We start from the raw sequence: 11919 nt of genomic DNA on the forward strand, positions 1-11919 counted from the left end.
GAATAGTTAAAAAATTTCATACCAAGAGAAACAGAACAAACGATCGAAGGAAGGGATAACCAAGCTATTTTGACGGTAAATTGACAGGAAAGATCTGTTTTCTTAAAAACAACTAAATCTGGAGACTGACTTCATATTGAAATAATATGAAATGAATCAGTAGTTGATTTGAAATGTTGGTGTGTTATGATTAGTTCGCATTAAAAATTAAGGAGTGGTTTTTTAATAATGAAGAAAAACGTACTAAAGATGGCTGTAGCTACATTAACGGTAGGAGTAACGACGGTTGTAGGAGGTCATTTAGCAAACGCTGAATCTGTGAGCGTTGCAAAAGGGGATACGTTATCTAAAATTGCTAATGCACACAACACTACTGTCGCTAATCTTGCCCAATTAAATGGGATTGCTAATATTAACCTAATTTATGTTGGTCAAACGCTGGAAGTTGGAAACGGAGGAGCTAGTCAAACAGCTCAACCTACAACTCAAGCTGCGGCAAGCCAAGGTCAAGCAACTACGCAACAACAGCAAGCACCTAGCCAAAGCCAAACGCAAAGCAGCCAACCAAGACAACAACAAGCTACACAGCAAACTCAAACTCAAGCTAAAGCAGCCAATACAGGGAGTTCAAGTGATGAACAAGCTAAGGAATGGATTGCACAAAGAGAATCTGGTGGTTCTTACGGTGCAAGAAGCGCATCTGGTAAATATATCGGACGCTATCAACTAACAAATTCATATTTGAAAGGTGACTATTCTCAAGCTAACCAAGAACGTGTAGCCAATAGTTATGTACAAAGCCGTTATGGTTCATGGAGCAATGCGAAAGCACACCACGAACAATATGGTTGGTACTAAGCCGTTAAATGTAAAATGATAACAATAAAAATGAGTCAAGGTTCTCTGAACTTTGACTCATTTTTTCGTGTGAAATAAATTTCGTTAAGCAAAAATGTGTGTTTTTTCCTATTGCAAAAAAGAACGTATGTTCGTATAATGAGTTTACAGGAAATGAATTTTTTAGAAGAGGTGAGAAGGGTGACTTATTATCAAGACGAACCCCTTCATCATGTGTTTTGCTTAGACGTAAAAAGTTTTTATGCAAGCGTGGAATGTCTTTCACACGGTCTTGATCCGATGACAACGATGCTTGTTGTTATGAGTGGAGACAGGAATACAAGCGGACTTGTACTTTCTGCAAGCCCTGCTGCCAAGAAAAAGCTAAACGTATCAAATGTTTGCCGTGGTTTTGATGTACCGAAACATCCAGAACTTGTCATTGCCCCGCCACGGATGAAGCTATATATGACTTATCATAAAAAGATTTTAGCCATTTTTAGACGTTATATGGCCGATGAAGATATCCATGTTTACAGCATTGATGAACAATTTGGTGATTTAACAAAAAGCTATCACTTATTTGGGGCAAGCCCTGAAGAGGTTTGTTCTAAAATTCAGCAAGCCATTTTTCTCGAACTAGGACTTTATACGACGATTGGGTTATCAGTCAATGTGTTATTGGCAAAAGTTTGTATGGATGTAGAAGCTAAGAAAAATGCAGGCATGTTTGCACATTGGGGCTATGAAGATGTTAAACAAAAAATGTGGCCGCTTCAATTAAGCAAATTTTGGGGAATCGGCAAGCGGATGGAACTTCGTTTGAATCAGTTGGGACTTTACACAGTTGGGGATTTGGCACTTAGTAATCCTTTTTTATTAAAGACTCGTTTTGGTGTGATGGGCCTGCAATATTATATGCACGCCTGGGGAATTGACCGCTCCATATTAGCTGAAAAGGAAAAATATCAACCAAAAGAAAAATCAATTGGAAACTCTCAAGTACTTCCAAGGGGCTACACCAGTGCTTCGAAAATCCAAATTGTGTTAGCAGAAATGTGTGTGCAGCTCGCCCAGCGTTTGCGAACTAAACAAGTGGAAGGCTCCGTTTTAAGCCTCCATATGCAGTATGCATATGAAGATGGCAAGCGTCGGAGTACCTTTTCACATCAGATGAAAATACCGCCAACTAATCACAGCAAGCGCTTAACACGACATGTGCTACGCTTGTTTCAAAAATACTGGAATCATTCTGAAGTCCGTACGATCAGCCTTTATATTGGCAAATTATATCCTGTTTCCGCTTTTCAACTTAGTTTATTTGAAGACCCCAATGTTTTAATGCGTGAAGAGGTGATTGACCAAACGATCTCAGACATTCGAAATAAGTATTCGTTCACTTCCATTTTTTATGCCCACTCCCTCCTCGAAGGAGCAACGGCATTACGTCGTGCAACACTCGTCGGCGGACATGCAGGTGGAATGGACGGCTTGGATGGTAAAGCCCATGAATGAGAGGGAAGAAGAGGCAGAGGAATGGCTCAGACAAGTAAAAAAAACATATATAGATCGTGGCATGATGAAGTGGTCAGGGTTTTATTTGTCTGATCACACCGCACAAATGGAAGCAGAAGATCAAAAGCAAAGACAAATTTTTGCAGCAAAAGAAGAGATGAGCCTTGAGCAAATTGGTGAGGTTCTTGAAGAAGCTTTTTCAAAGGGAAAATTGGTTTCCTTGCAAATGGCGGAATTAAATGAAGAGCATGTATATGAAGCAGATTTAACTGGGAAAGTACTTAGCTTTTTAGAAAATCGAATTTATTTGCAAGAACAAAACGGAACCATCCAAGTTGCTTTGATAGAGCAAATTCGCCATGCAGAAATGATATAGTTTCTGGATTTTAGCGTTTCAGTTTAGTAGAAAATGGGAATGGAAGTATGCAATCTCTCGAAAAAAGAGACAAGCGTTTGGAAGCAGTTTAAGCGCCTAAGAAAGAAAGTGATTCAATGAAGGTCCCGAATGCAGATAGTATTTTTGTGATTCTTAGAGCTACTTATAAGCAGCCACAAACACAAATCACGCAATTAACATTAAGACAGTTGAATGCCAAAAGAGTACACTACCATTCCAAAACGGAACTTCTACATACCGTCTACTGGTTAGAATGGAAAGATTATTTGAGGCGCAAGCAAGTAGACAGCCAGGAAATTTATTATGAGCTGACAGAAAAGGGACGCGAAATGTATCAACTACTTCAAGAATCAAATGTGGCAGAAGATTGAGCGCACGTAAAAAAACGGAAGCAAATTTCGCTTCCGTTTTGATGATTTTATTCACTTGTAATTTGTTTTGTGAAGCCTTCACCAACAACGCTTTGCGCATCATTGATAATAAAAAAGGCTTTTTCATCATGCTTATTAACAATCTTTGTGAGTGGTAAAAGTTGTTGCCTGCTGATCACGATGTAAAGAATTTTCTTCCCTTGTCTTGTATAATAGCCTTCAGCATCAAAAAGTGTTATTCCGCGACCAATCTTTAAATCAACTTCTTTTGCGATCGCTTCATATTGATCCGAAATAATCGTGACAGATTTCTTAGGATTGAAGCCTTCGAGGATAAAATCAAGGACTTTCGTGGAAGTATAAAGCGATAAAATCGTAAATAACATGTTCTGAAACCCGATAATAAATACAGACGGAATCACAACAATTAAGTCAAAAAATAACAAAGCGTAACTTGTATTCCAACCTAAATATTTGTTCGCAATTTTGGCTAGAATGGCACTTCCTGCAGTGGTTCCGCCACCTTGCATAATGAGCCCCATCCCAAACCCCATAAGTGCCCCAGCAAAAATGGCAGCAACAATCGTTTGGTCAGTTTGAAAAGCAATCGGTTCTGTCAATCGTAAAAATAATGAAGTAAAAAGAATAGCGATAATCGTTAAAATAATCGTTTGCCGATCGAGATATTTATAGCCAATGACAAGCAAAATTCCGTTGAAAATTAATGTTGTAATCGCTAGCGCAATCCCAAAAGCGTAGTAAAGGATCATCGTAAGTCCCGTTACGCCGCCTTCCCCTAAATGATTGGGAATTGCAAAAATATTGACGGCAAGAGAAAAAATAAAAGCCCCGATAATAATTTTCCCAAAAGTAAATGCCCATTTTTTTGTCATGAATCAATCTCCTTTCTTGCACGGTGAGCGCAAAAAAATACCCCGAAGATTCCTTCGAATCAACGGAGTCTTTTTTCTAAAAAAGCATCAAAGCAACTTTCGGCTGCTTCAACTGTCTCACCATAAAAAGCCATTTAATTTTCTTTTTAAAATTAGCATAGAATTTGTAATTTGGCAAGCTTGCAATTAGCCCCAAATAGCCAAAATTGGCATTAAGTTAAGTAAAAATAGACCAACTAAAACACTGACAACAATTTTAATAACCAGTGGCTTTTCGCTTTCTGTTTGCTTCATCTTAGAATGCCCCTTTCTGAAATTTTAGTTCGTAGTAAAAAAACGCCTACATCTAACTTAAGTGTACCATAAAATCAGTAGTTTTACCGCAAAAATTTCATCTTGGATTGTCGCTTTGGAATTTATTTGAAACCAATTTTTGATACGTCATCCTTAAACTTCGAATTTTAATTTTAAATGGGGTCCTCTTATTGTGTATCCTATAAGAGGCATCGCTTATATAAATAGAGAAAAGGGCGTGAAGATGGATTTTAAAAAAATAGCGATTTCCATCATTGATTTATCCGTTCTATTAGGAGGTTGTTCATTTATGGGAAATTTAAACGAAAATGAAAGCAAACGGCGGTACCGAACCTGTTGCGAAATATAAAGGGCATTAGATACAAAAACTAGTGGTTTTTAGAGCTAATTATGCTACAATAATGGCGGGTGAGGAATTTGAATAAAAAAAAATACTACGATATTTATTTACAGATTGAAAATCGAATTCTTGGAAAAGTTTATCAGGCAGGGGAATTGCTACCAAGTGAAAACGAATTAGCAAAAGAATTTCAAGTGTCGCGTGAAACCATTCGTAAAGCACTTGTGTTACTGCTAGAAAATGGCTTTATCCAAAAAATGCAGGGAAAAGGCTCCATTGTGATAGACCGGGAGCGCTACTCGTTTCCCGTTTCAGGTTTAACAAGCTTCAAAGAATTACATCAAGAACAGCACATGAATGCTATTACACGAGTGATCAAAAATGAGTACGAGCCGCTACCAGAACAAGTGAGAAAGTACGTATCCTTACCTGAAGGATCAAAAGCTTGGCATATTGAGCGAGTCAGGTATTTGAGAGATGAAGCCGTTATTTTAGACAAAGATTTTCTTTTAGAACCGGAAATGAATAAAATTACTGAAGAGCAACTGGAAAACTCGCTTTATGAATATTTAGAACAGGAGCTTGGCTACGAAATCAGCTATGCGCAAAAAGAATTTACCGTTGAGCCTGTGACATCAGAAGACCGAAAATGGCTGGATTTAGAAGAAGACACCCACGTTGTTGTGGTGCGAAGCGCGGTTTTCTTGCAAGATACAACGCTTTTCCAGTACACAGAATCGCGCCACAGACTCGACCGCTTTCGCTTCATTGATTTTGCTCGCAGACGTTAAAACAAGCCTTCATTTTCGAAGGCTTGTTTTCGTTTTATTTGGGTAAAAGAATAGCCAAAGTTTCATAAGGCTGTAACGTGATTCGCTTGGCTAATTGATTTCGCTTCACATTCGAAAGCAAAATCTCTCCATGAAGGAAAGCTTCAGGAAGTGGAATTTCATGCGGCATTTCCCCGTAATAATGAATCGCAAGTAGAGTGGCTTCTTCATTTTCACGAAGATAACTGATGATGCGCTCTTCATCCACCAAATAAGGTGTGTAGTTTCCAAATTGAATCACAGAATGCGTTTTCCTTAATTCAATCAGTTTCTTATAAAAGTAAAAAATGCTATCTGGCTCTCGAAGCGCATCCTGAACATTAATCCAAGAAACGCTATCTGAAACTGGATAAAGAGGTGTTCCCGTTGTGAAACCTGCTTTGGCATCATTTTCCCATTGCATCGGAATTCGACTATTATCACGTGATCGCGCTTGGATAACTTCCATAGTTTCCTGCTCGGATAGGCCTTCTTCTTGAAGCAATTGATAATGATTGATTGTCTCGATGTCACTGTAACTTTGAATGTCTTTAAACCTTGGATTGATCATCCCAATTTCTTCGCCCATATAAATGTAAGGCGTGCCTCGCATCAAATGGATCGTTGCCGCAAGAAGCGTCGCCGCTTGATAATGGAATTCTGGCTTGTCGGATGTGAAGCGGCCGAGTGCACGTGGCTGATCGTGATTGTTCCAGAAAAGGGCATCCCAGCCATTTCCGCTTGCCATATCCACTTGCCAAGTATGGAAAAGTTCTTTTAATTCAGCAAACCGAACCTGGTCGAGCTGCCATTTTTCACCATTTTTATAATCGACTTTCAAATGATGAAAATGGAATACCATCGACAGTTCTTTTTCAGCTGGGTTGCTGTAGCGAATCGAATTGGCAATGCTCGTTGAGGACATTTCGCCCACCGTGATCAGGTCTTTCTTGCCAAAGGTTTTTGCATGAAGTTCTTTTAAATATTCGTGAATGTGCGGTCCGTCTGTATAAAAGCGGCGCCCGTCGCCGATGAAATCATCTTCCAGCTTGTCCGGCTTTGAGATCAAATTTAGTACATCCAGCCGGAGCCCCTCGACTCCTTTTTGAGTCCAAAAGTCGACCACTCGGTAAAGCGCTTCTCGAACTTCTGGATTCGACCAGTTCAAATCGGCTTGCGTGACATCGAAGAGATGCATGTAGAAATCATCAGAGGAAGTTAACTTTTCCCATGCTGAACCGCCAAATTTAGATGCCCAGTTCGTTGGCGGAAGGCCTCCCTTTCCCTTTTTAAAATAATAGAAGTCACGATATTTAGGGTGCCCTTGAAGTGCTTTTTGAAACCACTCGTGTTCGGTAGAAGTATGATTCAACACGAGGTCAATCATGACACCAATCGAGCGCTTCTTCGCTTCGCGCACGAGTGTATCAAAATCTTCCATTGTTCCAAAGCGCGGATCGACCCCGGTGTAATCAGAAATATCATAACCATTATCATTTTGAGGGGAGGGATAGAAAGGGTTGATCCAAATTAAATCCACACCTAAGTTTTCTAAGTAATCCAGTTTGGCAGTGATTCCTGGAAGATCCCCAACCCCGTCTCCATTTGAATCGTAAAAAGAACGCAAGTAGATTTGATAAATCGTTTTGTCGGCTATATTACCCATCATTAAACCTCTTTCATTAAATAGTATCTGCTTTTTTCGAATCCGTTCGGAATTCTCGTTTTCCAAATGTGCGAATCGGCGCTTGGTCGACTTTGTTTAAAATATTATATTTGCGGAAAAGAACTGTGAGAATGAAAGGCACGACAATCGCAATTAGCATGCAAAGCGCAAATATAATATAGTATTGCGGCTGGATGGAAAGAATTCCTGGAATACCGCCTACGCCGATCGAGTTTGCCATGACTCCACTTGAAACAGAGATGATAGCGGCGATGCCTGAACCAATCATGGCAGCTACAAACGGATAAAGATATTTTAAATTGATCCCGAACATGGCGGGTTCCGTGACACCGAGATAACAAGAAATCGTAGCCGGAATCGAAACTTGTTCTTCCTTTTCGTTTCCTTTGTGCAAGAAAATAATAGCCAAAACAGCAGAGCCTTGAGCAATGTTTGATAAAGCGATCATCGGCCAAAGATTGGTTCCATGGAACTGGCTCATCAATTGGAGATCAATCGCGTTTGTCATGTGATGTAAGCCCGTTACAACAAGCGGGGCATACAAGAAACCAAACAGGGCAGCAAACAACCAACTAAGCGAGCTTGTTAAACCACTATAAACGACATTTGCAATGACATCCCCGATTTTCCAACCGATCGGACCAAGAATGAGATGAGCTGCAAGAACTGTTGGAACAAGAGCAAAGAACGGTGTCACGATCATAGAAACCGCATTTGGGACAATTTTACGTAAGCCAATTTCAAGATAAGCGAGTAAGAAACCGGCAAGCATAGCAGGAATGACTTGTGCTTGATAACCAATCATAGGAATATGTGCGAATCCAAAATCCCAAAACGGAATATCTGCCGCTTTTGTTGTAGCCACAGCATACGCATTTAAAAGTTGTGGGGAGACAAGTGTAATCCCGAGAACAATCCCAAGAATTTGTGTGGTTCCCATTTTTTTGGCGATTGACCAAGTAATCCCAACTGGTAAGAAATGAAAAATAGCTTCCCCAATCAACCATAAAAAGTTATAAGTTCCATTCCAGAAAGGGTAAACTTGAGCAATCGTTTTTGTGCCTTCTTCAAGCATCTTAATGTCACCGATTACATTTCTAAAACCTAGAATTAACCCACCAACAACAATTGCAGGAATGAGTGGAGTGAAAATTTCGGCAAGAGCAGCGAGCATGCGCTGTAGCAAACTCATATTCTTTTTTGCATCCGTTTTTGCTTCTTCTTTGTTAACGCCTTCAATTCCGCTTATAGAAGCAAACTCATTGTAAAATTCTTGAACATCGTTCCCAATAATAACTTGAAACTGACCAGCTTGTGTAAATGTACCTTTCACAGAAGCTAGCGCCTCAATTTTTTCAATATCCGCTTGATCTGGATCTTGTAAAACAAAGCGCATTCGAGTCGCGCAGTGTGTAACAGATGAAATATTTTCTTTGCCTCCGACCAGTTCAAAAAGCGCTTTTGCGTCATCTGCATATTTTGCCATGACATTTTCCTCCTTTTTAACTTGTATATACAAGTTCTATAATCAAAATATACTATAAAGAAGCTGAAAGCGCAACCATTTTTTTACGTTTTTACTAAATAAACCGTGAAAATATTTGAAAAGCATAGAAATAAAGAGAAAAAGAAGAAGTTAGGTATTTCTTTTCCATATTTTATTAACAGCGCTTTCTCTACGTGGTATCTTGTAATTGTAATGGAATTGTAACCGCTTCTGTGGGCATAACCATAATCTATTTAAAGAATTTTTGATTCTTTGGATGGATTGTGGTCTTTTTTTTGCGCAAGAAAGGAGGGACAAAATGAAAGTAAAGCGTAGAATTAACAATAATGTTGTACTAGCAACCGAAGTTGGGGCGACTAGTGGAGAAGGCATTCTTATTGGAAAAGGAATTGGTTTTAACGCTTACCCTGGAGATGAAATTGATTCAAATCGAGTCCAAACGATTTATTTACCGAGTGGAGAGCGTAGTGCTGAACAGATGGCAAGAGAACTTGGTGAAGCTAGTGAAGATGATATAGCCTTAACTTCCCAGCTAACAAAAATTATTGGGACCGAAATGAATGAAAAAGTAAATGAAGGCTTATTTTTTGGCCTTTTAGACCACTTGATCTTTGCGTTTAAAAGGCTAGAGCAAGAAATTGATATTCATAGTCCATTGGAATGGGAAATCAAGCACTATTATCCAAAGATATACCAATTAGGAAAGCAAATTGTAGAAAAAATGAATCGACTTAGAAGGATTGAATTACCTGAATCCGAGGCAGCATTTATTGCGCTTCATATCATCAATAATACACAAAACTTGGATTCAATTGGGTCAACGATTGAATTATTGGAAATTTCTCGAGATGTCAGCAAACTGATTGCAATGAGCTCATCCAAGCGGATCGATGAAGAGAGTGTTTCTTATCAAAGATTTGTGAATCATCTGCGGTATTTTGTATTACGACTGGATAAAATAGATTTGGAACTTACGCAAGAAACCAATCCAGAACTGTTAAGAACAATTATTGACCAGTATCCAAAAGAATATCAAATCAGTAAAAAAATCAGTGGCTATCTTTCAAAACGATTTGATGCACAAGTAAGCGAAGATGAAAATCTTTATTTGACACTTCACTTAGTACGTCTTCTTGGCTAACTAAATAGCATTCATTCAGGAATCGTAACAGTTTGGCTGGCATAACCTATTCACTTTGGGCTTTTAAGAAAAGCACTTTGTGGACAGGTTTTTATTAGAAAGGAGTTAAGCAAACATGAATTCAAACCAAACGGCAGAAAAAGTGATTGAATATGTAGGTGGAGAGGAAAACATTGTAAGCCTCACGCATTGCGTAACCCGATTACGTTTTAATTTAAAAGATGATAAAAAAGCGGCTACAGAACAAATAAAAGCGCTCGATGATGTGATGGGTGTTCAAAATAAAGGCGGGCAATACCAAGTTATTATCGGACCCAAAGTGGCGCAAGTTTACCGGGCTATTGTTTCAAAAATTCCTCGACTTGAAAAAGAAGAACAAGTAGAAAAAGCAACGAAACCCAAAGAATCCATCTTAAACCGGCTAATCAATGCCTTGTCAGCTATTTTAGTTCCAAGTTTAGCTCCGATTATTGGTGGAGGGATGTTAAAAGGAATTTTATATTTATTCACGACTTTAAAATGGGCAGATCCAGCAAGTGGAACAATGTTCGTACTGAATGTAGCAAGCGATGCGATGTTTTACTTCTTCCCATTTCTACTCGCTATCAGTGCAGCTAAATTTTATAAAACAAACGAATATATGGCAGCGACACTAGCCGGCGTTTTGCTTTACCCAACTATTATTGCGGCGGCAGGAGCTAAACAAGCAGCTTCCGTTTTCTTTTTAGGCTTTTTACCAATCCCGATGGTGAATTATAGCCAGTCTGTTATCCCGATTATTTTATCTGTTTGGTTTTTAAGCTACGTATATCGCTTTTTTGATAAGCGACTGCCAAGCATGATAACCGTTATTTTCACTCCCTTATTATCGCTTTTAATTGTAGTTCCGATCATGCTTTTTGGGATTGCACCGCTTGGCTTTTACATTGGCGATTACGTGGCCAAAGGTATTCAAGTATTAATTGATTTTTCACCACTACTAGCCGGAGCGATAATTGGCGGAACGAGACCATTCCTTGTTTTGATGGGCATGCACCATGCGCTGCGTCCGATAGTCATTCAACAGATTTCCACTTACGGGTATTCGGAAATGGGAGCGATGAATTTTATGAGTACAATGGCGCAAGCGACAGCGGCATTTGGCATATACCTCATTATAAAAAATAAAAAAATGAAGCAAATCTCTTTATCTTCGACCGTTTCAGGATTTTTAGGTATCACAGAACCTGCTCTATACGGAGTACTCGTAAAATATCGTGCGGCTTTTGTGGGTGCTTCTCTTGGTGGAGCAATCGGTGGAGCTGTTGGAGCATCGATGGGAGCGAAAGCAATGGCGATTACCATGCCAAGCATCTTGTCTATTCCAGTTTATTTGAATGATGCAACGGTTGGCTTTTTGCTTGGTTTTGCTGTGACATTAATCAGTTCCTTTATTTTGACTATCTTTCTTGCCAAAACGGTGTTTAAAGTTAACGAAGAGGAAAGTGACAGAGGAGAAACAAAGAAAAGCGATGCTGAGTCTCGAGTCTTTCACGTGAAAAGTCCTGTAACAGGGGATGTCTATCTAACAGAAGATGTACCAGATGAGACCTTTTCAAAAGAGTTGATGGGGAAAACAGTTGCGATCATGCCTCGTTCTAGTCAAATCGTTTCTCCGATAAATGGACATGTGCAAACGATCTTTCCAACAGGACATGCAATTGGCTTAGTATCGGATGAAGGCGTGGAAGTTCTGATTCACATTGGGCTTGATACCGTTAACTTAGAAGGAAATTATTTCGAGCGTCTAGTTGCTGAAGGCGAGCCGATCAAGCAAGGAACGCCTTTAGTAAATTTTGACCGAGATAAAATTCAGGCATCCGGCTATGATCCAACTGTTTTAGTCGTAATCACGAATTCTGATGACTATTTATCTCTTTTAAGTCCAGATGATAGTCAGCAAATTCAAGTCGGAGAAAACTTGATACAAGTCATACCAGAGCGCGAGCAAGCTTTGATGGGAAATGAGCTTCCCGTAAAAGCATAATCCCAAAAGTCTAGTGGTAATAAGTCAAGCTGAACTTTTAAATTATTTTCAAGGAAAAACTAATTTTTGAGCGCACTGAAC

Annotated in this window: 10 protein-coding genes; 7 read left to right on the forward strand and 3 right to left on the reverse strand. The window is 39.3% G+C overall.

From position 1 onward, the window contains the following. Window positions 1-228 precede the first annotated feature (228 nt). The 4 genes from apf to HCK02_RS11950 all read left to right on the forward strand — a co-directional run bounded on the left by apf (window position 229) and on the right by HCK02_RS11950 (window position 3120). Entirely contained in the window at window positions 229-858 is a 630-nt protein-coding gene (apf, locus tag HCK02_RS11935; RefSeq protein ID WP_167630337.1) for an aggregation-promoting factor, read from the forward strand. Between the two features lie 180 nt (window positions 859-1038). After that, window positions 1039-2352, forward strand: coding sequence for a Y-family DNA polymerase (locus tag HCK02_RS11940; protein WP_167630338.1), 1314 nt, complete (start codon window positions 1039-1041; stop codon window positions 2350-2352). Beyond that, window positions 2345-2728 (forward strand): hypothetical protein, encoded by a 384-nt coding sequence (locus HCK02_RS11945; protein WP_167630339.1) that lies wholly within the window; start codon window positions 2345-2347, stop codon window positions 2726-2728. Before HCK02_RS11940 ends, HCK02_RS11945 begins: the two co-directional genes overlap by 8 nt. A gap of 116 nt (window positions 2729-2844) precedes the next feature. Beyond that, window positions 2845-3120 carry a DUF3116 family protein gene (locus HCK02_RS11950; RefSeq protein WP_167630340.1) on the forward strand — a complete coding sequence of 92 codons (276 nt, stop codon included), beginning with the start codon at window positions 2845-2847 and terminating at the stop codon, window positions 3118-3120. 47 nt (window positions 3121-3167) lie between these two features. Here HCK02_RS11950 and HCK02_RS11955 read toward each other — a convergent pair whose 3' ends face one another. Then, on the reverse strand, window positions 3168-4013 hold the full coding sequence (locus tag HCK02_RS11955) for a YitT family protein (protein WP_167630341.1): 846 nt from the start codon (window positions 4011-4013) through the stop codon (window positions 3168-3170). A gap of 732 nt (window positions 4014-4745) precedes the next feature. On the opposite strand from HCK02_RS11955, the gene treR reads away from it, so the two are divergent. Then, window positions 4746-5459 carry a trehalose operon repressor gene (gene treR, locus HCK02_RS11960; RefSeq protein WP_167630342.1) on the forward strand — a complete coding sequence of 238 codons (714 nt, stop codon included), beginning with the start codon at window positions 4746-4748 and terminating at the stop codon, window positions 5457-5459. A gap of 34 nt (window positions 5460-5493) precedes the next feature. Here the strand turns inward: treR and treC are convergent, their stop codons facing one another. Next, on the reverse strand, window positions 5494-7143 hold the full coding sequence (treC, locus tag HCK02_RS11965; protein WP_167630343.1) for an alpha,alpha-phosphotrehalase: 1650 nt from the start codon (window positions 7141-7143) through the stop codon (window positions 5494-5496). A 16-nt stretch (window positions 7144-7159) separates the two neighbouring features. Next, complete coding sequence (gene treP, locus HCK02_RS11970) at window positions 7160-8650, reverse strand: PTS system trehalose-specific EIIBC component (protein WP_167630344.1); 1491 nt, start codon at window positions 8648-8650, stop codon at window positions 7160-7162. Window positions 8651-8969: 319 nt separating this feature from the next. On the opposite strand from treP, the gene HCK02_RS11975 reads away from it, so the two are divergent. Continuing rightward, window positions 8970-9812 (forward strand): PRD domain-containing protein, encoded by an 843-nt coding sequence (locus HCK02_RS11975; protein ID WP_167630345.1) that lies wholly within the window; start codon window positions 8970-8972, stop codon window positions 9810-9812. Between the two features lie 115 nt (window positions 9813-9927). Further along, the gene (locus HCK02_RS11980; protein WP_167630346.1) at window positions 9928-11838 is read left to right on the forward strand and encodes a beta-glucoside-specific PTS transporter subunit IIABC; all 1911 of its coding nucleotides are present in this window, start codon (window positions 9928-9930) and stop codon (window positions 11836-11838) included. Window positions 11839-11919: the final 81 nt, after the last annotated feature.

Origin of the sequence: Listeria valentina (assembly GCF_011800755.1) — a bacterium.
Taxonomy (GTDB): Bacteria; Bacillota; Bacilli; order Lactobacillales; family Listeriaceae; genus Listeria; species Listeria valentina.

Coding starts and splice junctions, on each gene's coding strand:
- apf (WP_167630337.1), top strand. CDS start 229: ATGAAGAAAAACGTACTAAAGATGGCTGTAGCTACATTAACGGTAGGA.
- HCK02_RS11945 (WP_167630339.1), top strand. CDS start 2,345: ATGAATGAGAGGGAAGAAGAGGCAGAGGAATGGCTCAGACAAGTAAAA.
- HCK02_RS11950 (WP_167630340.1), top strand. CDS start 2,845: ATGAAGGTCCCGAATGCAGATAGTATTTTTGTGATTCTTAGAGCTACT.
- HCK02_RS11955 (WP_167630341.1), bottom strand. CDS start 4,013: ATGACAAAAAAATGGGCATTTACTTTTGGGAAAATTATTATCGGGGCT.
- treC (WP_167630343.1), bottom strand. CDS start 7,143: ATGGGTAATATAGCCGACAAAACGATTTATCAAATCTACTTGCGTTCT.
- treP (WP_167630344.1), bottom strand. CDS start 8,650: ATGGCAAAATATGCAGATGACGCAAAAGCGCTTTTTGAACTGGTCGGA.
- HCK02_RS11975 (WP_167630345.1), top strand. CDS start 8,970: ATGAAAGTAAAGCGTAGAATTAACAATAATGTTGTACTAGCAACCGAA.
- HCK02_RS11980 (WP_167630346.1), top strand. CDS start 9,928: ATGAATTCAAACCAAACGGCAGAAAAAGTGATTGAATATGTAGGTGGA.